The sequence below is a fragment of the Streptomyces sp. NBC_00820 genome (assembly GCF_036347055.1).
In the GTDB taxonomy this organism is placed as follows: Bacteria; Actinomycetota; Actinomycetes; order Streptomycetales; family Streptomycetaceae; genus Streptomyces.
Genome location: NZ_CP108882.1, coordinates 3,422,501 through 3,442,851, shown reverse-complemented (window position 1 = coordinate 3,442,851; position 20,351 = coordinate 3,422,501). Strand labels below are relative to the sequence as shown.

17 protein-coding genes (1 of these 17 cut by a window edge) are annotated in these 20,351 nt (G+C 72.5%); 13 read left to right on the top strand and 4 right to left on the bottom strand.

Annotation, left to right across the window (positions count from 1 at the left end; translation table 11 throughout):
- Nucleotides 1-55 precede the first annotated feature (55 nt).
- A complete protein-coding gene (locus OIB37_RS15540) occupies nucleotides 56-622 on the bottom strand; it encodes a cysteine dioxygenase (protein WP_330458187.1) in 567 nt (188 codons plus the stop codon).
- Between the two features lie 672 nt (nucleotides 623-1,294).
- Here OIB37_RS15540 and OIB37_RS15535 point away from each other — a divergent pair.
- The 4 genes from OIB37_RS15535 (at nucleotide 1,295) to OIB37_RS15520 (ending at nucleotide 8,857) form a co-directional block, all read left to right on the top strand.
- Nucleotides 1,295-1,558, top strand: a complete 264-nt coding sequence (locus OIB37_RS15535) for a WhiB family transcriptional regulator (protein ID WP_003975777.1) — start codon at nucleotides 1,295-1,297, stop codon at nucleotides 1,556-1,558.
- Between the two features lie 213 nt (nucleotides 1,559-1,771).
- Nucleotides 1,772-5,431, top strand: coding sequence for a glycosyltransferase family 2 protein (locus OIB37_RS15530; RefSeq protein ID WP_330458186.1), 3,660 nt, complete (start codon nucleotides 1,772-1,774; stop codon nucleotides 5,429-5,431).
- Nucleotides 5,428-6,933 (top strand): DUF5719 family protein, encoded by a 1,506-nt coding sequence (locus OIB37_RS15525; protein WP_330458185.1) that lies wholly within the window; start codon nucleotides 5,428-5,430, stop codon nucleotides 6,931-6,933. The genes OIB37_RS15530 and OIB37_RS15525 overlap by 4 nt, the downstream gene beginning before the upstream one ends.
- A gap of 466 nt (nucleotides 6,934-7,399) precedes the next feature.
- Nucleotides 7,400-8,857: an NF041680 family putative transposase gene (locus tag OIB37_RS15520; RefSeq protein ID WP_330455968.1), complete on the top strand. Its 1,458-nt coding sequence runs from the start codon at nucleotides 7,400-7,402 to the stop codon at nucleotides 8,855-8,857.
- A 15-nt stretch (nucleotides 8,858-8,872) separates the two neighbouring features.
- On the opposite strand, the gene OIB37_RS15515 is transcribed toward OIB37_RS15520, so the two are convergent.
- Nucleotides 8,873-9,328: a metallopeptidase family protein gene (locus OIB37_RS15515; protein WP_330458184.1), complete on the bottom strand. Its 456-nt coding sequence runs from the start codon at nucleotides 9,326-9,328 to the stop codon at nucleotides 8,873-8,875.
- A 299-nt stretch (nucleotides 9,329-9,627) separates the two neighbouring features.
- Between OIB37_RS15515 and OIB37_RS15510 the strand changes: the two genes are divergently transcribed.
- The 6 genes from OIB37_RS15510 to OIB37_RS15485 all read left to right on the top strand — a co-directional run bounded on the left by OIB37_RS15510 (nucleotide 9,628) and on the right by OIB37_RS15485 (nucleotide 15,782).
- Complete coding sequence (locus OIB37_RS15510) at nucleotides 9,628-10,050, top strand: DUF3499 domain-containing protein (RefSeq protein WP_330461859.1); 423 nt, start codon at nucleotides 9,628-9,630, stop codon at nucleotides 10,048-10,050.
- Between the two features lie 218 nt (nucleotides 10,051-10,268).
- A complete protein-coding gene (locus OIB37_RS15505) occupies nucleotides 10,269-11,633 on the top strand; it encodes a phosphomannomutase/phosphoglucomutase (protein WP_330458183.1) in 1,365 nt (454 codons plus the stop codon).
- A gap of 324 nt (nucleotides 11,634-11,957) precedes the next feature.
- The gene (locus tag OIB37_RS15500; protein WP_330458182.1) at nucleotides 11,958-12,128 is read left to right on the top strand and encodes a Trm112 family protein; all 171 of its coding nucleotides are present in this window, start codon (nucleotides 11,958-11,960) and stop codon (nucleotides 12,126-12,128) included.
- 91 nt (nucleotides 12,129-12,219) lie between these two features.
- Complete coding sequence (locus OIB37_RS15495) at nucleotides 12,220-13,347, top strand: SIS domain-containing protein (protein WP_330458181.1); 1,128 nt, start codon at nucleotides 12,220-12,222, stop codon at nucleotides 13,345-13,347.
- Nucleotides 13,348-13,517: 170 nt separating this feature from the next.
- Complete coding sequence (gene manA / locus OIB37_RS15490) at nucleotides 13,518-14,669, top strand: mannose-6-phosphate isomerase, class I (protein WP_330458180.1); 1,152 nt, start codon at nucleotides 13,518-13,520, stop codon at nucleotides 14,667-14,669.
- A 132-nt stretch (nucleotides 14,670-14,801) separates the two neighbouring features.
- Nucleotides 14,802-15,782, top strand: a complete 981-nt coding sequence (locus OIB37_RS15485) for a cation diffusion facilitator family transporter (protein ID WP_330458179.1) — start codon at nucleotides 14,802-14,804, stop codon at nucleotides 15,780-15,782.
- A gap of 81 nt (nucleotides 15,783-15,863) precedes the next feature.
- Here OIB37_RS15485 and lepB read toward each other — a convergent pair whose 3' ends face one another.
- On the bottom strand, nucleotides 15,864-16,505 hold the full coding sequence (gene lepB / locus OIB37_RS15480; RefSeq protein WP_330458178.1) for a signal peptidase I: 642 nt from the start codon (nucleotides 16,503-16,505) through the stop codon (nucleotides 15,864-15,866).
- A 413-nt stretch (nucleotides 16,506-16,918) separates the two neighbouring features.
- Between lepB and ahcY the strand changes: the two genes are divergently transcribed.
- Nucleotides 16,919-18,376 carry an adenosylhomocysteinase gene (ahcY, locus tag OIB37_RS15475; protein WP_330458177.1) on the top strand — a complete coding sequence of 486 codons (1,458 nt, stop codon included), beginning with the start codon at nucleotides 16,919-16,921 and terminating at the stop codon, nucleotides 18,374-18,376.
- Nucleotides 18,377-18,554: 178 nt separating this feature from the next.
- Nucleotides 18,555-19,169: a hypothetical protein gene (locus OIB37_RS15470; protein WP_330458176.1), complete on the top strand. Its 615-nt coding sequence runs from the start codon at nucleotides 18,555-18,557 to the stop codon at nucleotides 19,167-19,169.
- Between the two features lie 28 nt (nucleotides 19,170-19,197).
- On the opposite strand, the gene OIB37_RS15465 is transcribed toward OIB37_RS15470, so the two are convergent.
- Nucleotides 19,198-20,151 (bottom strand): RDD family protein, encoded by a 954-nt coding sequence (locus OIB37_RS15465; protein ID WP_330458175.1) that lies wholly within the window; start codon nucleotides 20,149-20,151, stop codon nucleotides 19,198-19,200.
- A 143-nt stretch (nucleotides 20,152-20,294) separates the two neighbouring features.
- Here OIB37_RS15465 and OIB37_RS15460 point away from each other — a divergent pair, with 143 nt between their 5' ends.
- A protein-coding gene (locus tag OIB37_RS15460) for a stage II sporulation protein M (protein ID WP_330458174.1) crosses the window boundary here: on the top strand, nucleotides 20,295-20,351 show its 5' end (the start). The gene runs 951 nt beyond the window's last position; only the first 57 of its 1,008 coding nucleotides appear in the window; it begins with the start codon at nucleotides 20,295-20,297; the stop codon falls past the right edge of the window.

Below are 20,351 nucleotides of genomic sequence, written 5' to 3'. Positions count from 1 at the left end.
GTCTGGCAGGCGGGTACGACAACGCGTCAGGCGGTCAACATGGCGAACCGTCAGCTCACCTGTTGGTGAGGCCGTAAGAAGCCGTCACCGCGTGCGGCTCGGTGCGCGCCTCGCAGTGGGGCGACGTGTGCATCGGCATCTCGGTCAGGCCCGGGTAGTAGATGTGCAGGCTCACCGCGGGCTCCAGCGCGTCGTTGACCACCTCGTGCACGTACCCCGGAGCGAACACGCGCTGCGCGCCCGCCGTCAGTGCGCGCGTGCCGCGCTCGGTGCGCTCGGTCAGGCTGCCCTCCAGGACCGTGAGGATGCCGGAGGAGCGGCCGTGGCCGTGCAGCCCGCTGCCCTGCCCGGGGACCCAGGACAGCAGCCAGACCTCGTAGCCGGCCGGGGTCTGTCCCGCGCGGGCGGAGCCGGGAGCCTGGGGAACGGTGCGCAGCCGGTGGTACCAGCGGGTGGTGGTGTCGTAGCGGACCAGGTCAGCCCACCGGGAGCGGTCGGCGGCGATGGCGCGGGCGAGGCCCGCGAACTCGGCGACGGTGGCCGGATGCTCGCGCGGGGGCTGGAGCAGGTGCGGGACTTCGAGGATGTCGCCGGCGATCTGGAGATCGTTGTCGCTGTTCATCGGGATGCGGGGTCCTCGGCGGAAGAGGGGGCTGGGTGTCGCTTGGCGTGCGCCCCGGGTCGCGGGGCGTGCGGGTGTCCTGGTGAGGGGTTCAGGACCGGGGAGACGCGGCCGGGCCGAGATGGGCCCGGGAACAGCCGGAGCGCGATGGGCTCAACAGCTGGAACAGCAACAACAGCTACAGCGCGCGCGGGCGGCACCGAGGGACCCGGCGGTGCGGGTCGAGGTGGGCGCCAAGTTCGCGAGCATGCCCACTAGGACAACGGTTCACACTCGTGATGTCAACTCGGGACCCGGTATGTGGGACATGGTTCACCCCATCCGGTTCATCTGTCAGGTGAAAGGTTTGTTCACCCGGCCGCCGGGACACATCGCGCACATCCGAGTGCTCGAGCCTCGCGGAACGCGATCGAACACGGGGGCGTCTTCCTTCGTACAGACCCTTGTGCGAGGCCCGCGCGAAGAACGACGCCCCTCGGCGCCTCGCCTGCGTGTCAAGGTTTATGCCGATTTGAACACTTTCCGCACGGCCTTGGTTCCGCAGAGTGAATAACGGGCCCAATAGCAGATCTCGGCTTGACTCGCCCGGAGCAGCACACTTGTAATTTCACTCGTGTCGTTCAGCCGGTGACGGCTACGCACGGGGACGCGAAAGACAGACGAGGGGCGCACATGACCGAGCTGGTGCAGCAACTGCTGGTCGACGACGCGGACGAGGAACTCGGCTGGCAGGAGCGCGCGCTGTGCGCCCAGACCGACCCCGAGTCCTTCTTCCCCGAGAAGGGCGGCTCGACCAGAGAGGCGAAGAAGGTCTGCCTCGCCTGTGAGGTCCGCTCGGAGTGCCTCGAATACGCCCTCGCCAACGACGAACGCTTCGGCATCTGGGGCGGCCTGTCCGAGCGTGAGCGCCGCCGACTGAAGAAGGCCGCCGTCTGACCGGGTTCTGATCGCGCTCCGGCCGCCGTCTGACCGAACGGCGGGAAAAGCGCCGTACAAATGTTGCGAACGGCCCGTCACGGGTGGGTTATCCACAGGCGGCGGGCCGTCGTCATGACCAGCAGATAGTGTGGGCGATCGTCCGAGACGCCGCGCTCCCCGTCGGAGGCGTCGGCGTCCACCGCAGTCCAGCGAACCGGGGCCCGTACCTCGATGTCCGTGCACAGTCATTCGGCAGCCCAACACGAAGCCGCCAGTGCGGCGTTCGACCAGGCCCGCCCACCGGAGTTCCCGCGCCACGTGGTGACGGCCGTCCTCGTTTCCCATGACGGCGCCCGCTGGCTGCCCGACGCACTCGCCGGGCTGCTCGGCCAGGAGCGCCCGGTGCAGCACGCGGTGGCGGCCGACACCGGCAGCGGGGACCAGTCGGCCGAGCTGGTCGCCGAGATGCTCGGGGACGCCAACGTCCTGCACCTCGCCCGGCGCACCGGCTTCGGCCAGGCCGTCGAGGAGGCCAGCCGCAACGCGCCCTGGCTCACCCCGGACGACCTGCCGTACCTGAAGCGCCCCAGTGGCTGGGACCCCGTCACCCGCAGCTGGCGCGACGACGCCTACGACCTGCCCGACCTGCCGCACGGCGAACCCGTCCAGTGGCTCTGGCTGCTGCACGACGACTGTGCCCCCGAGCCCGACGCCCTCGCCGAGCTGCTCCGGGTCGTCGACAACGAACTCGAACTCGGCCGCGACGACGTGGCGATCGTCGGCCCCAAGCTCCGCGGCTGGTACGACCGCCGGCAACTGCTGGAGGTCGGCGTCTCCATCGCCAACTCCGGCCGCCGCTGGACCGGCCTGGACCGCCGCGAGCAGGACCAGGGCCAGCACGACCACGTCCGCACCGTGCTGTCCGTCTCCACCGCGGGCATGCTCGTCCGCCGCGACGTCTTTGAACAGCTCGGCGGATTCGACCGCCGGCTGCCCCTCATGCGCGACGACGTCGACCTGTGCTGGCGCGCCCACGCCGCCGGCCACCGCGTCCTCGTCGCCCCCGAGGCGGTCGTACGGCACGCCGAGGCCGCCTCGCGCGAGCGCCGCACCGTCGACTGCGCGGGCCGCACCACCGCCTCGCCGCACAAGGTCGACAAGGCGGGTGCCATCTACACCCTGCTCGTCAACACCCGTGCGGCGGCGCTGCCCTGGGTGCTGCTGCGGCTCGTCCTCGGCACCCTCCTGCGCACCCTCGCCTACCTCGTCGGCAAGGTCCCCGGCCAGGCCGTCGACGAGATCCGCGGCCTGCTGGGCACCCTGCTGCGCCCCGAGCGGATCCTGGCCGGCCGGCGCAGCCGCGGACCCTCGCAGATCGACAAGGGCGAACTGCGCCAGCTCTTCCCGCCGCCCGGGGCGACCATCCGCGCCACCGTGGAACAGGTCGCGGGCAACTTCGCCGGCCGGTCCGACAGCGACACCTCCTCGGCCGGCCGGCACGGCGGCGCCGTCGAGTCCGGGCCGGGCGACGACACCGACTTCCTGGAGATCGAGCAGTACGCCCGGCTCAAGCGCATCGCCCGCAACCCCGGCCCGGTGCTCTTCCTGACCCTGCTGCTGATCTCCCTCGCCGCCTGCCGCGCCCTGCTCGGCGGGGGCGCGCTCGCGGGCGGCGCCCTGCTGCCCGTACCGCCCGGCGCCGGCGACCTCTGGTCCCGCTACTTCGACGCCTGGCACGCGGTGGGCGCGGGCGGCACCCCCTCGGCGCCGCCCTACCTCGCCGTCGTCGCGACCTTCGCGTCGCTGCTCTTCGGCTCCACCGGCCTCGCCGTCACCGTCCTGCTGGTCGGCTCGGTGCCCCTGGCCGGCTTCGCCGCCTACTTCGCCGCCCGCCCCCTGGTCGACTCACGTCTGCTGCGCGCCTGGGCGGCCATCGCCTACGCCTTCCTGCCCGCCGTCACCGGCTCCCTGGCCGGCGGCCGCATCGGCACCGCCGTACTCGCCGTGCTGCTGCCGCTCATGGCCCGCGCCGGCATCGCAGCGAGCGGTCTCGCCAACCGCTCCGGCTCGCGCGGAAGCTGGCGCGCGACCTGGGCGTACGCGCTGCTGCTGACCCTCACCACCGCGTTCACGCCGATCGTCTGGCCCATCGCGCTGATCCTCGGCCTCGGCGTCCTCGCCGTGCGCCGCTCCGACCTCGTCGCCCACGGCCTGCGCTACCTCGCCCAGCTCGGCACCCCGCTGCTGGTCCTCGCGCCCTGGTCGCTGACCCTGCTCCCGTTCGGCTTCTTCAAGGAAGCCGGCCTGGAGTACGGCCCCTCGGCCGCCTCCGCGCTCGACCTGCTCGGCGCCCGCCCCGGCGGACCCGGCACCGTGGACGGCCTGATGCTCATCGGCATCGTCCTGGCCGCCCTGGCCGCGCTCCTGCGCTCCGAGCGGCAGTTCGGCATCCGGACCGCCTGGGCGGCCGCCCTGGTGGCCCTCGTCTTCGCCGTCCTGTCCAACCGCTCCACCTGGGCCGGACCGGCCACCCTCGTCTACGGCATCGCCCTGCTGGCGGCCGCGGCGCTCGGCGCCGACGGCGCACGCGCGCGCGTGGCCGAGCAGAGCTTCGGCTGGCGCCAGCCCGTCGCCGCCCTGATCGCCTTCGCCTCGGCCGCGGGCCCGCTGCTCCTCGCCGCCGGCTGGATGATCCGCGGCGCCGACGGCCCGCTGGAACGCCGCGACCCGACCCAGGTGCCCGCGTTCGTCGCCGAGGACGCCGGCACGCGCGACCAGGCCCGCACCCTGGTCCTCGACAGCGACTCCACCGCCCGCGTGCGCTACACGCTCGTGCGCGGCTCCGGCGCCCGCATGGGCGACGCCGAACTCGCCTCCTCCGACGGCGAGAACACCCGCCTCGACAAGGTCGTCGCCAACCTCGTGGCCGGATCCGGCGCCGACCAGTCCGGCCAGCTCGGCGGCTTCGCAGTCCGCTACGTCCTCGTCCACAAGGGCGCGCCCCGCGAGGTCGCCCGCGTCCTGGACGCCACGCCGGGCCTGAGCCGGCTCAGCGAGCAGAACGGCAGCGCCCTGTGGCGCGTCGACGAGCAGGTCTCCCGCGCCACCATCGTGCCCGCCGGCGGCTCCGGCACCGCCCGGGCCGTCGCCGCCGGACCGGTGGAGATCCACACCACCGTCCCGGCGGGCTCCGGCAGCCGCGTGCTGCGCCTGGCCGACGCCGCCGCCGACGGCTGGACGGCCACCCTGGACGGCAAGCCCCTCACCCGCACCACCCTCGACGGCTGGGCCCAGGGCTTCGAACTCCCCGCCGGCGGCGGCAGGCTGGACGTCACCTACGACGACCCGATCGGCCACACCGCCTGGCTGTGGACCCAGGGAGCCCTCGCGCTCGTCCTCGTCGTCCTCGCCCTGCCCGGCCGCCGCCGCGACATCGACGACGACCTCCCCGAGGAGCAGCCGCTGCCCGCCGAGGCCGCCGCCGGCGAGGGCCGCCGTGCCCGCCGGCTGCGCGCCCAGGCCGAGGAACAGGCCGGCCCCGACGAGGCCGGTCACCCGGCCCCCGACGGCATGCCGCCGTCCGCCGAGGAGACCCCGGCCGCCGCCGTCCCGCACCAACAGCAGTACGACGAGTGGGACCCCGCCTCCTACGAGGGCGCCGAGTACCCGGGCTACGGCACCGGCCAGTACCAGGACCCGTACCAGGCGGCCGGCTACGACCAGCAGGCGTACCACCCCGACCCCTACCAGGCCGGCCAGTACGACCCCTACGCCTACGGAGGCACGGGCGAACAGCCGCCGTACGACCCTGCGGCGTACCCGCAGGGCTACGACCCGGCCCAGCACCCCTACGGCACCGGCAGTGAGCGCCCCGACGGGAGCCAGCAGTGAACCGCACCACCCTGTCCCTGATCGCCGGCACGGCCGCGCTGGCCGCCGTCACCGCGTTCGCCGCGTCCGACCCGCCCGCGGCGTCCGGCGCGAGCTCCGCCAAGACCGCGGCCGAGCTGCCCGTGGAGCGCACCAGCCTGCTGTGCCCGGCGCCGAGCGACTCCGAGATCGCCGACACGGCGTACACGTCGTACACGCCCGTCACCCAGGGCACGGACAGCGGCGGCAAGGCCGAACTCCAGGCCGCCGCCGAGCAGTCCGCCACCGACGGCACGGGCGGCGCCGCGAAGGGCAAGAGCGGCAAGAAGGGCGCGGACAAGCCGGTCCTGACGCCGAAGGCACCCGGCACCCCCGCCACCGGCGACACCTCGGGCTCCGACACGCCCGCCCTCATCGGCACCGCCGACGGGAAGTTCGCGCCCGGCTGGACCGTCCAGGAGACCACCGAGGTCGCCGCGGGCACGGGGCGCGGCCTGCTCGGCGTCAACTGCGCGCCCGCCGACACCGAGTTCTGGTTCCCGGGCGCGAGCACGTCCGTCGACCGCACCGACTACGTGCACCTCACCAACCCCGACGACTCCGCCGCGGTCGTCGACGTCGGGCTGTACGGCAAGGACGGCGCGATCAAGTCCACGGTGCCGGACGGCTTCACGGTCCCGCCGCACGCGAGCAAGCCGATCCTGCTCTCCACGCTCACCGACCAGCACCAGACCGACCTGACCGTGCACGTCAGCGTGCGCAGCGGGCGGGTCGGCGCGGCCGTGCAGGCCCTGGACGCCAAGGCGGGCGGCGACTGGCTGGCCGCGTCCACCGACCCGGCCGGCAGCCTGGTGCTGCCCGGCATCCCCAAGGACGCCACCGACGTCCGCCTGATCGCCTTCACGCCGGGCGACGCCGACGCCGACCTCAAGGTCCGGCTGGCCTCGGCCGGCGGCGCGATCACCCCGGCCGGAAACGAGACGTTGCACGTCAAGTCCGGTATGACCACCGTGACCGACCTCGGTGACGTCACCCGGGGCGAGGCGGGTTCCCTCGTCCTCACCCCCACCGACCAGCAGGTCCCCGTGGTGGCGGCGCTGCGCGTCGTACGCGGCAAGGGGTCCGCCCAGGAGACGGCGTACATCCCCGCCACAGCGCCCGTCGGCCGCCGGGCGACCGCCGCCGACAACAGCGGCAAGGGCACGACGCTGTCCCTGACCGCGCCCTCGGCCACCGCCCAGGTCAAGGTCACCGCGTCGGCGGGCAGTGAGGGGGGCGGCGCCACGACGAAGACCTACACGATCAAGGCCGGCACCACCCAGGACATCCCCGCCGCCGCGGGCGTCCAGGGCACCTACGCCCTCACGGTCGAGACCGTCTCGGGCGGCCCCGTCTACGCCGCCCGCACCCTCAGCGCCACCGAGTCCGGCGTCCCCGGTTTCACCATCCAGACCCTCCCGAACGACCGAGGCCTGGTGGCGGTCCCGGAGGCGGACGAGGACCTGTCGGTGCTGCAGAAGTAGCGGTTCGCGGAAGTAGCGGTTCGCGCCGCACGGCGCCACCCGCCGGTGCCCGGCGCCACCCCTCGGCGGGTGGCGCCCGGCACCCGCTAGGCCGTGTCCGCAAAGTCCCTCCCCCACTGCCTCAAGGGCGCGGGAGGGGCCCCCAGCCTCGCGGCGCCTGGCACGCACTCCCCCAAGCTCTGCGAGCAGGGGGCGCCCCCAGCCGCGTTGTCGGGCCGCCCGCGTACGCCCAGTACGCGGGCGGCCCTCCGCCTTGCGATCGCACGCACCAGACACCGCGAGCCCTGCCCTCCGGGCAGACGCCGCTACTTTGCGGACACGACCTAGCTTGATCTTTAACGTGCCGCGTCGAATGGCGCGTCGAACTTGATCACTCGGTCCGGTAATCGCCGTACGTCAAAGCGGCCTTCGTCTGAACATGTGCTCCGACCAAGGAACACACACGTCCAGCACGAAGGCCGTGAAGATGAGTCTGCTGCATCGTGGTGCCCGACAAGAACCGCTGACGCAACTGTCATGCTTCCGGGGCGAGTTCTACTCCTGCCTGACCGCTCGTTCGGATGCGCTGTTCGAGCTGGCCGACGCTGTTCTGTGCGGTGACGGACCGGTGAGGTCGCTGGCCGAGCTGTCACTGGTGGGCGAACACCGCCGCGGACACGGAGGGCTCTATGCAGCAGTTTCCCGGGGAGGCATCGATGCCGACCGGCTGCGGCAGGCGCTGGCCGCGGTGCCGCTGCCGCGTGCTGCCGACGGCCGGCTCGTCCTGGCTGTCGATGTCACCTGCTGGCTGCGGCCCGATGCCCACACCTCACCGCAGCGGATCCTGTGTCACACCTATGGCCGGGGCAAGGACCAGCACATCCCGATCCCCGGCTGGCCGTACTCGATCATCTGCGCGCTCGAGCCCGGCCGCAGCTCATGGACTGCACCCCTGGACGCGTTGCGACTGGCACCCGGCGACGACACCGCCACCGTCACCGCCCGACAACTGCGTGACCTGGTCCAGCGACTGATCACAGCCGGGCAGTGGCACGCGGGCTCGCCGGACATCCTCATCGTCGCGGACGCCGGATACGACGCGCCCCGCCTGGCCTTCCTGCTGAGAGACCTGCCGGTCCAGGTGCTGGCCCGGATGCGCTCGGACCGGGTTCTGCGCCGGGCCGTCCCGCAGCGCCAGCCTCACATCCTGGGCCGCCCGCCCCGACACGGCAGCGAGTTCGTCTTCGGCCAGCCCGACACCTGGGGCACCCCGGACACCAAAACCGTCACCGACACACGCCTCTACGGCCAGGCCACCGCCCGCTCCTGGGACCGACTGCACCCCAAGCTGACTCACCGTTCCTCCTGGGCCGCAGCCGACGGCACGCTCCCCATCGTCGAGGGCAGCGTGATCCGCCTGGACATCGACCAACTGCCCAGCGGCGCAACTCCCAAGCCGGTCTGGCTCTGGTGGTCAGGCACCGACGCCACCCCGGCGGACACCGACCGTCTCTGGCAGACCTACCTGCGGCGATTCGATATCGAGCACACGTTCCGCCTGTTCAAGCAGACTCTCGGCTGGACCTGTCCGAAGATCCGCACCCCCGAGGCGGCGGACCGATGGACCTGGTTGATCCTCGCCGCCTACGCGCAACTCCGTCTCGCTCGCCCGCTCGCAGCCGACCTGCGTCGTCCCTGGGAGAAACCCAGTTCTCCAGACCGACTCACACCCGCCCGCGTCCGCCGCGACTTCCGGCACATCCGCCCACAAGCCGCCTGCCCAGCCCAAGCACCGAAATCCTCCCGACCCGGTCCCGGACGACCACCGGGCCGAAAGAACACCCGGCCCACACCCCGCCACGACGTGCACACACCCCGCAAAACACAGCCAGCGAAACGGCAAACGAAGAAGTTAACCACCCCACGACCACGCCGCACAGGTTAAAGATCAAGCTAGGCCCTACTCCTCTTCCCCGTACCGGGGATCCACGGTCTCCGGAGTGAGCCCCAGCAGCTCGGCCACCTGCTCGACCACCACCTCGTGCACCAGCGCGGCCCGTTCGTCGCGCCCCTTGGTCCGGATCTCCACCGGCCGCCGGTACACCACGACCCGCGCCCGCCGTCCCTCCCGCGCGGGAACGACCCCGCCCAGCGGTACGGCCTCGTCGCTCCAGGTGTCTGTCTCCCGCCCCTCCAGCCGCGGCACCTCCAGCACGAGGAACTCGATCTCCGCCAGCTGCGGCCACCGCCGCTCCAGACGCTCCACGGAGTCCTGCACCAGGTCCGCGAACAGCTCGGCCCTGCTGGCCGCCAGCGGCACCTGCGGCGGCGCGATCGGCCCCCGCATGCCCCGTCCGTGCCGATCGCGGCGTCGGGGCCCGGGGCCGGTGGCACGGGGCGGTACACGGTTGTCCATCACCGGTGCAGCGTATTCCCCGCACCCTCCGGCCGCCCGGCTCCACGCGGTAACCGGGGCACGCGCCCCGGAACCGGTCCGCGTCATCCCATGTCGTCGGATGACCGTTCCGGCCAAGGTCGGGCTCATTTCCGTAACCTTCCAAGACCAGTGATCTCAAGGCAATTGACGTTGTTTGTACCGACTCATGACTGGACGAAACCCCGCCGGACTCCCCGCGCGGAGTCGTCCGCGCAGGTCAGCGAGGCGTGTCCGGAAGGGGGTGCAGGGCGTCTCACAGCACGACACGGTGGGGTGACCTGGGGGAGAGTCGTCGCGGCCCGCTCAAGAGTGCGGTACCGTCCAACGTCGTGAGCCTTGTACGTCGCTGTTCGCGCACCGCCTGCGGCCGACCCGCCGTCGCGACGCTGACGTACGTCTACGCCGACTCGACCGCGGTCCTCGGCCCCCTCGCCACCTACGCCGAGCCCCACTGCTACGACCTGTGTGCCGAGCACTCCGAGCGCCTCACCGCCCCCCGTGGCTGGGAGGTTGTCCGTCTCCTCGACGCCTCCGCTCCCGCGCGGCCCAGCGGGGACGACCTGGAGGCGCTCGCCAACGCGGTGCGCGAGGCGGCCCGCCCCCAGGAGCGGGCGGCCGATTTGGGCGGCGGTCGCGGCGCGGACCCCATGGAGGTCGCCCGCCGCGGGCACCTGCGGGTTCTGCGCTCCCCGGACAACTGACCCGCGCCCGACGGCCAACCGACCCGCGCCCGACGGTCAACCGACGTGATTTCGCGGGCAACTGGGCCGCGACGCCGCAGTCGCGCCGGGGCGGACACTCACGCCGGCCAAGGGGCCGCTGACGGTCCACCCGGTGTCCGCACACCCGCCCTTTACCCCCGGCGGGTAGTTTGTGGGGACCCAAAGGACATTCGGTAAGACTTTCAGGAGGGGTGGCCGTGGCTGCTGATCTGTCGCAGATCGTGAAGGCGTACGACGTGCGCGGAGTGGTCCCGGACCAGTGGGACGTGTCACTGGCCGAACTCTTCGGTGCCGCCTTCGCCGAGGTGACGGACGCCGCGGCGATCGTCGTCGGCCACGACATGCGCCCCTCGTCCCCCGGCCTGTCCCGCGCCTTCGCGCGCGGCGCGGCGGACCGCGGCGTGGACGTCACCGAGATCGGCCTGTGCTCCACGGACCAGCTGTACTACGCCTCCGGCGCGATGAACGTCCCGGGCGCTATGTTCACGGCCTCCCACAACCCGGCGCAGTACAACGGCATCAAGATGTGCCGCGCGGGCGCCGCCCCGGTCGGCCAGGACACCGGCCTCACGCAGGTCCGTGAACTGGTCGAGAAGTGGCTCGAGTCGGGCGCCCCCGAGCCGGCCGCCGAGCCGGGAACCCTCACCACGAGCGACACGTTGGAGGGATACGCGGCGCACCTCCGCTCCCTCGTCGACCTGACCTCGGTCCGCCCCCTGAAGGTCGTCGTCGACGCGGGCAACGGCATGGGCGGCCACACGGTCCCCACGGTCTTCGCCGGTCTGCCCCTGACCGTCGTGCCGATGTACTTCGAGCTGGACGGCACGTTCCCCAACCACGAGGCCAACCCGCTCGACCCGGCCAACATCGTCGACCTGCAGAAGCGGGTCCCCGCCGAGGGCGCCGACCTCGGCATCGCCTTCGACGGCGACGCCGACCGCTGCTTCGTCGTCGACGAGAAGGGCGACCCGGTCTCCCCGTCGGCGATCACCGCCCTCGTCGCCGCGCGCGAACTGGCCCGCAACGGCGGCCACGGCACCGTCATCCACAACCTGATCACGTCCCGCACCGTCGCCGAGGTGGTGAAGGAGAACGGCGGCACCCCGGTCCGCACCCGCGTCGGCCACTCCTTCATCAAGGCCGAGATGGCCCGCGCCGGCGCGATCTTCGGTGGCGAGCACTCCGCCCACTACTACTTCAAGGACTTCTGGAACGCCGACACGGGCATGCTGGCCGCCCTGCACGTCCTCGCGGCCCTCGGCGGCCAGAGCGGCCCGCTGTCCGCTCTCGTCGCCCAGTACGACCGCTACGCCGGCTCCGGCGAGATCAACTCCACGGTCGCCGACCAGAACGCCCGCCTCGCCGCGATCCGCGCCGCCTACGAGGGCCGCGCCGACATCACCCTCGACGAGCTCGACGGCCTCACGGTCTCCGCCGCCGACTGGTGGTTCAACGTCCGCCCGTCCAACACCGAACCCCTTCTGCGCCTCAACGCGGAAGCGAAGGACGAGCCCACCATGGCCAGGATCCGCGACGAGGCCCTGGCGATCATCCGCGCCTGACCCGCCCCGCGGCCCCACCGCCCCGCGGCCGCCATCGCTCCACGGTTGCCTCCGCCCCGAGGCCTCCACCGCGCCGACCCGTGCGCCGCGCGGGCCGGGGTGGTGGGGCCGGGAGCCGGCCGGTCGGAAGGCGGTCGGTCGGGCGGAAACCCGGTCTGTCGTGCGGGGAAAACCCGGGCGGACGTGCAGGGAAAGCCGGGCGGAGAGGCCGGCAGACCACGGCCCTCCGTACGCATGCCCACCGAGCCCCCGCGCCAAGCCGCCGCAGCGGTACGCTGACCAGCACATCCGTAAACGTCGTATCCCCGCACGAAGGGACAGCCCATGCCGCTCGAAGCCGGCCTCCTGGAGATCCTCGCCTGCCCGGCCTGCCACGCCCCCCTCAAGGAGCAGGACAGCGAGCTGATCTGCACCGGTCAGGGCTGCGGCCTGGTCTACCCGGTCCGCGACGGCATCCCGGTCCTGCTCGTCGACGAGGCCCGCCGCCCGGAGTAGGGCCACCCCGCGGAACAGGGGCTGCCGCAACGACGACGCGCACCCCGGCCCCACACCCGACAGGACTCCCGGCGACCGGAGGCTGGTGCCCATGCTCGACGAATCACTCCTCGACACCGCGGAGGGCCTCGCCGAGGCCGACCGCCGAGGTCTTCTCCGCGGCGCCGCGGAGGCCGGTGCCCGAGTCCGTACGGCGGCCCGGCACGCCATCGAGGCCGGCGTCGGCGACCTCAAGCCCGACGGCCGCCCCCGCGCCGTCCTCATCGCCGGCCCCGGAACCGCCGCCACCCACACCGCCGACCTCCTCGGCAGCCTGGCCGGCCCCGGCAGCCCCGTCATCCGCCTCGCCCCCACCGGCGTCGCCCCGGCAGCCGGCGCCCTGCGCTGGGAGCTGCCCGGCTGGGCCGGCTCCGTGGACCTGCTGCTGATCGCCACCCCCGACGGCACCGAACCCAGCCTCTCCCTGCTCGCCGAGCAGGCCTACCGGCGCGGCTGCACGGTGGCGGCGGTGGCCCCGGCCGGCACCCCGCTCGCCGAGGCCGTGGCGGGCGCGCACGGCCTCTTCGTACCGATGGCGACGGCACCGTACGACCAGGACGAACCCGTCGCCGCGTCCTCCCCGGGCGTCTTCTGGGCCCTGCTCACCCCGCTGCTCGCCCTGCTCGACCGCATCGGCCTGGTCAACGCCGGGCCCGACGCCCTGGAGAAGGTCGCCGACCGCCTGGACGGTGTCGCCGAGCGCTGCGGCCCCGCCCTCGCGACCTACAGCAACCCGGCCAAGACCCTCGCCGCCGAACTCGCCGACGCGCTCCCCGTCGTATGGACGGAAGGCGCCTCGGCCGGCCCCGCGGGCCGCCGCTTCGCCGACGCCCTCGCCGAACTGGCCGGCCGCCCCGCCCTGGTCGCCGAACTCCCCGAGGCACTCGCGGCGCACCGGGCCCTCCTCGCCGGCCGCCTGGCCGCCAACGCCGACCCCGACGACTTCTTCCGCGACCGCGTGGAGGAGACACCCGCGCTGCACGCGCGCGTAGTGCTGCTCCGCGACCGCCCGATCGGCGGCCTCACCGCCGCGACCGCCGCGCGTGACCTCGCCCTCAGCCGTGACACGCCGATCAGCGAACTCGAACCGGAGGAGGGCGGCGAACTGGAGACCCTCGCGGAACTGATCGCCGTCACGGATTTCGCCGCCGTTTACCTGGCGCTCACCTCGACGGCCTGATCTTTCCCTTGGCCGTCGCGCCCCGGGGCGTCCCGGGCCGGCCGGCCGAGCCCACCGCCGGCCCCGAACCGGCACCGCGCCGGGCCGGGCGACGCGACAACCGCACGGGCCGCGCGGTGCGTACACGGAGACCGGGCCGCGCGGTGCGTACACGGAGACTGAGAAGACACATGGACCCCCTCGACAACACCGTCCGTCCCTACGCGTGGGGTTCTCCCACCGCCATACCGCACCTCCTCGGTGTCGAACCGACCGGCGAACCCCAGGCGGAGATGTGGATGGGCGCGCACCCGGGTGCGCCCTCGCGCACCGCGCGCGGCACGCTCGTCGAGGTCATCGGCGCCGACCCGGAGCGTGAGCTGGGTGCCGGCGTGGTGGCGAAGTTCGGCCCGCGCCTGCCGTTCCTGCTCAAGATCCTTGCCGCCGGCGCCCCCCTCTCCCTCCAGGTCCACCCCGACCTGGAGCAGGCCGGGCGGGGCTACGCCGACGAGGAGCGCCGCGGCATCCCGCTGGACGCCGCACACCGCAACTACAAGGACCCCAACCACAAGCCCGAGCTGATCTGCGCGCTCACCGAGTTCGACGGCCTGTGCGGGTTCCGCGACCCGGTCCAGGCGGCCGACCTGCTCGCCGGGCTGGGCGTCGACTCCCTGAAGCCGTACGTCGACCTGCTGCACGCCCACCCCGAGGAAGCGGCCCTGCGCGAGGTCCTCACCGCGATCCTCACCGCCGATCCCGAGGAGATGGCCCGCACGGTCGCCGAGGCCACCGCCGCCTGCACCCGCCTCGGCGGCGACTACGCCCCCTACGCCGGCCTCGCCCACCACTACCCCGGCGACCCCGGCGTCATCGCGGCCATGCTGCTCAACCACGTCCGTCTGCAGCCCGGCGAGGCCCTGTTCCTCGGCGCCGGCATCCCGCACGCCTACCTCGACGGCCTCGGCGTCGAGATCATGGCCAACTCCGACAACGTCCTGCGCTGCGGCCTGACCCCCAAGCACGTCGACGTCCCCGAACTCCTGCGAGTCGTCCGCTTCGAGGCCGGGGACCCGGGCGTGCTGCGCCCCGAGGCGGCCCCGGACGGCGAGGAGGTCTACGAGACCCCGATCGACGAGTTCCGGCTCTCCCGGTACGTCCTGGCCGAGGGCGGCAGCGCCCGCGACCTCACCCGGGACACCCCGCAGATCCTGCTCTGCACCGCCGGCACCGTCCGGACGGGTGACCACGAGCTCGCCCCCGGCCGGTCGGTCTTCGTCCCGGCGGGCGAGAAGGTTGAGGTGTCCGGCACGGGCACGATCTTCCGTGCCACTGTGATCGTATGACCGGGGCTGTGGACAGCTGACGCGCCGCAGCCCGGCCGGGCTGCAACAATGGCGCACCGGCAAAGCACGGGCAAAGCCGGTCGGACGCCTGGACGGCGTGGACATACGAGGGTGAAGGGACAACGCGGACAGATGAGCGCGTCAGGCGGTACCAAGGCGATTGTGGCGGCACTGGGCGCCAATCTCGCGATCGCGGCATCGAAGTTCGTGGCGTTCGCGTTCAGCGGCTCCTCGTCGATGCTCGCCGAGGGCGTCCACTCGGTCGCCGACTCCGGCAACCAGTTCCTGTTGCTGATCGGCGGCAAGCGCGCCCAGCGCGAGGCCACCCCGCAACACCCCTTCGGCTACGGCCGCGAGCGCTACATCTACGCCTTCCTCGTCTCGATCATCCTCTTCTCCGTCGGTGGCATGTTCGCCATCTACGAGGGCTACGAGAAGATCAGCCACCCGCACCCGGTGGAGCACTGGTACTGGCCGATCGGCGTCCTGATCTTCGCGATCATCGCCGAGGGCTTCTCCTTCCGCACGGCCATCAAGGAGTCCAACGAGCTGCGCGGGACGCTGTCCTGGGCGCAGTTCATCCGCCGTGCCAAGGCGCCCGAGTTGCCGGTCGTCCTGCTGGAGGACTTCGGCGCGCTCATCGGTCTGGTCCTCGCCCTCGCCGGCGTCGGCATCGCCCTGCTCACCGGCGACGGCACCTGGGACGGCGTCGGCACCGTCTGCATCGGTGTCCTGCTCGTCCTGATCGCCCTCGTCCTGGCCGCCGAGACCAAGTCGCTGCTGCTCGGCGAGTCCGCGGGCGCCGAGGACGTGAAGAAGATCGAGGCCGCGATCGTCGACGGCGACACGGTCACCGGCGTCATCCACATGCGCACCCTGCACCTCGGCCCCGAGGAGCTGCTCGTCGCCGCCAAGATCGCCGTCGAGCACGACGACACGGCCGCCGAGGTCGCCAAGGCCATCGACGCCGCCGAGGCCCGCATCCGCGCCGCCGTCCCGATCGCCCGCGTCATCTACCTGGAACCGGACATCTACAGCGAGGCCGAGGCCGCCAAGGGCCCCGACCCGGCGGCCACCCCCGGTGGCCCGACCCCGGACACCGCGGGGCACTGAGCTCCGTCACCACCCAGTTCCGTCACGACCACGGGGCCCGCCGGACATTCCGGCGGGCCCCGTGGTCTGTCAATCCCGGCCTCAGACCGGCCGCACCGGCCACGGCGGGGGCGGCGGCACCAGTGCCCGTGCCCGCCGCCGCACCGCCCAGGCCCCGATCCCCAGGCCGACGCCGGTCACTAGGAGCACGGCCCCGAGGGCCAGCCCTGAAACGATCAGTGCGGGGCCGGCCGGGCTGTCCGTCACGCGGCCCCGCACGGCGTCCACCGGGACGGTCCCGTCGTGGTCCGAGGCGAAGAAACGCGAGTCCCGGGCGTTCCCCCGACGGTCCCCCAGCAGGAACAGACGCCCCTCGGGGACCTCCACGTCGTAGGACCGGCGCAGCCCGTCGGCATCGCCCCGCCACACGTACGGCTCCGCGACCGGCTCGCCGTTCACGGTGATCCGCCGCCGCGACCCCACCGCCGCGCAGCACGCCACGTGATCCCCGCCCACCCCGATGACCCGCTGCATGACGACACCGGGCCCGTAGCGCCCCGGCTCCGAGAACATGACCACGTCACCGCGGCGCACCTCGCTCCCGTCGACGCGTTCCCACACGATCCGGTCACCGGGTTCGTACGTCGGCGCCATGCTCCCGGCCGACACGGTGCCGCTCCCATACGTCTCCTTGCCACAGGCGAAGGCACCGCTCCCCAGTGCCGCCCCCAGCAGCCCCACCATGAGAGCGGAAACCCCCCAACCCCCGTCCTGCGCCCACTGCTGTACCTCTCCCTCGGTTGCACCGGCCTCCTGATCTGGCGTACCGGCGGCTGCGCGGACGATACCCGGACGCCGCGCCCGCTCCGCCCGGCACGGCCCGCCCCCGGACGCCGCGCGTGTCCCCCGATCGGACGCCGCGCGTTCGCAGGCGGACTGGGGGTGACCGGGTCCCCCGGTGTAGCTTGGGACGGAGCCAGACGTCGCTGCTGATGGCGGTCGGGCGGTCCGGACGGACCGGCCGAGGGAGAGAGGGCCTCCGACGGACTGCGCTGCGCGTACGTGGGCATACCTGTGTCCTCTGTTCGGACACCCCGTGTCCGCCGCCGCGCAGACCAGCCCTACCCACCTCGCCCCGATTCCGAGGAGCAGCTCGCATGACGACTGTCGACAACCGACAGGACTTCAAGGTCGCCGACCTCTCCCTGGCCGAGTTCGGCCGCAAGGAGATCACCCTCGCCGAGCACGAGATGCCCGGCCTGATGTCGATCCGCAAGGAGTACGCCGAGGCCCAGCCCCTCGCCGGCGCCCGCGTCACCGGCTCGCTGCACATGACCGTGCAGACCGCCGTCCTCATCGAGACCCTGGTCGCCCTCGGCGCCCAGGTCCGCTGGGCCTCCTGCAACATCTTCTCCACCCAGGACCACGCGGCCGCCGCCATCGCCGTCGGCCCGAACGGCACGCCGGACAACCCCCAGGGCGTCCCGGTCTTCGCCTGGAAGGGCGAGACCCTGGACGAGTACTGGTGGTGCACCGAGCAGGCCCTGACCTGGCCGGACAGCCCCACCGGCGGCCCGAACATGATCCTGGACGACGGCGGCGACGCGACCCTCCTCGTCCACAAGGGCGTCGAGTACGAGAAGGACGGCAAGGTCCCCGGTCTGGAGACCGCCGAGTCCGACGAGCACCGCGTCATCCTCGAGCTGCTCCACCGCACCATCTCCGAGGGCTCCCAGAAGTGGACCCAGCTGGCCTCGGAGATCCGCGGCGTCACCGAGGAGACCACCACCGGCGTCCACCGCCTGTACGAGATGCAGCGCGACGGCGTCCTCCTCTTCCCGGCGATCAACGTCAACGACGCCGTCACCAAGTCGAAGTTCGACAACAAGTACGGCTGCCGCCACTCCCTGATCGACGGCATCAACCGCGCCACCGACGTCCTCATCGGCGGCAAGACCGCCGTCGTCTGCGGCTACGGCGACGTGGGCAAGGGCTGCGCGGAGTCCCTGCGCGGTCAGGGCGCCCGCGTGATCGTCACCGAGGTCGACCCGATCTGCGCGCTTCAGGCGGCGATGGACGGCTACCAGGTCACGACCCTCGACGAGGTCGTCGACAAGGCCGACATCTTCGTCACCACGACGGGCAACAAGGACATCATCATGGCCTCGGACATGGCCAAGATGAAGCACCAGGCCATCGTCGGCAACATCGGCCACTTCGACAACGAGATCGACATGGCCGGCCTGGCCAAGATCCCCGGCATCGTCAAGGACGAGGTCAAGCCCCAGGTGCACACCTGGAAGTTCCCCGACGGCAAGGTCATCATCGTGCTGTCCGAGGGCCGCCTGCTGAACCTGGGCAACGCCACCGGCCACCCGTCGTTCGTGATGTCCAACTCCTTCGCGGACCAGACCCTGGCCCAGATCGAGCTGTTCACCAAGCCCGACGAGTACCCGACCGACGTCTACGTGCTGCCCAAGCACCTCGACGAGAAGGTCGCCCGCCTCCACCTGGACTCGCTCGGCGTCAAGCTCACCAAGCTGCGCCCCGAGCAGGCCTCGTACATCGGCGTCGAGGTCGACGGCCCGTTCAAGTCGGACCACTACCGCTACTGAGCCGCTGACGCCGTAGCCCCGCCACCGGGCGAGCGCGCAGACGCACCACGCGCTCCCCGGCGGCAGGTCCGCCGAACCTCCGAGGCAGGCCCCCGCACCCCCGTGCCGGGGGCCTGCCTCTTTGGCCGGACCAGCAGGCCCGGGCCACACCGTCAGCCCGTCAGAACCCAGGACCCCCATGCCCCGCGGCCGTTATTCGCTCTACGATCCGCACGATCACACCCCTCTCGCGGAAGAGCACTTCCAGTGCGCCCCCGGCCCGTCCGGCTGGCGCTACGTCTCCCGGCTGACCACTCCCGCCGGCACCGACCAGGGCTCGGTCGACCTCGCCCTGGACGAGCTCGGCCGCCCCATCCGGCTCGAACTCCACGCCGGCGGCTGGCAGGTGCGCGGTGCCGCCCTCGACGGCGTCACCTGGGTCCGCACCGACCCCACGGGCGCTCAGGCCACCGAAGGCAATGTGCGCGCCCACGCCTTCACCGGGACATCCCCCGCGTTCCTCGTCGCCACCGCCCGCCTCCTGCGCCTCACCCCCTCCACCGACGCGACCCGCGTACGCCTCGTGGCCTTCACGGACCCGGTGCTCGCGCCGCGCACCGTGGACCAGTCCTGGGCTCTGCTGAACAGCGAAGCACACGCCACTGACAACGGCCCCCTGATCGTGGACGAGTACCAGGTCACCGCCCTGGACACGGGCGAACGGCACACCGTGCACATCGCCGGCGACGTGGTCCTGGAGGCACCCGGCATCGAACTGGAGGACCTTCAGTCACCGCCGTCGAGGCTCGCCTGAACAGCACGACAGCACCCCGCACCCCGGCCTACGCCGGCGGCGCGAAACCCGTGGTGCCGGTGCCGGTGCCCTGGCCGTGGTCAGTGGGGTCGGAGCTGGAGTTCGAGCGGGAGCCGTCGCCGGAATCGGTGCCGGAGCCGGTGGCCGCACGGTCCGACGGCGTCTCGTACGGCAGCGGTGACGCGGGCCGGACGGCGGGAGCCTGAGGCGTCGGCGGAACTGCCACCGGACCAGCGCCCCCGAACGCCTGCCGCGCGTCGCGCGCCTGCCGCTCATGGACCACGGCGGCCAGGAACCCGGCCGGATGCACACCCTCCGGAACGGTGGTTCCCGTACGCGCCGCGAGGTCGGCGGCGAGCCGCTGTGCCATGTCGAGGGCAACCTGGGGATCGAGCTGATGCATCCGCGTCAGGCACTGCCGCACGGCAAGCCAGAGCCCGTCCGGAACCGCCGACAGATCAAGCTCGGCGTACCGCCCCACGAGCCACGGCGGCGGAGCCGGAGCGAAAGCGGCACGCCCCAGGGGAATCCGTTCACGCACGACCAGCGTGCCCGCGAACACGTCCCCGAGCCGCCGCCCGCGCGCCGACACCAGGGACGCGATGCAGGCGACCACCCCGAACGTCATGAGGATCTCGACCACCCCCATCGCGCCGCGCACCAGCGCGTGCCGGAAGCGGATCGGCCCGCCGTCGTCCCGGACCACGCGCAGCCCGAACGCCATCTTTCCGAGCGAGCGCCCATGGCTGAGCGTCTCGACCGCGATGGGTACGCCGACCAGCACCAGCACGAAGGTGGCGATCGACAGCGCGACCTGCGCGGCCTCGTCCAGGGACGACGTCGCCGCGATCAGCACGAAGGTGACGCCGATGTACACGAGGACGACCACCGCCAGATCCAGCAACACGGCCAACGCCCTGCTCGGCAGCTTGGCGGGCCGCAACTCGAGCGCCACCGCCTCGCCGGTCACCAGCTCACTCACGTCAGCCGTCCTTCCCCTGATCTGCCCGGTGAAGCGCAAGTCTGCCAAGCTGAGAGCTGCATCGCGCCGCAATACGACAAGCTGACAGCAGCAAGAGCAGTCACGACGTCAGTCGTCGACCCGCCGAGGAGCAGGCAGACCCGATGGATCTGGACGTCTTCGTCTCCGCACACCGAGCCGAATGGGACCGCCTGGACGCC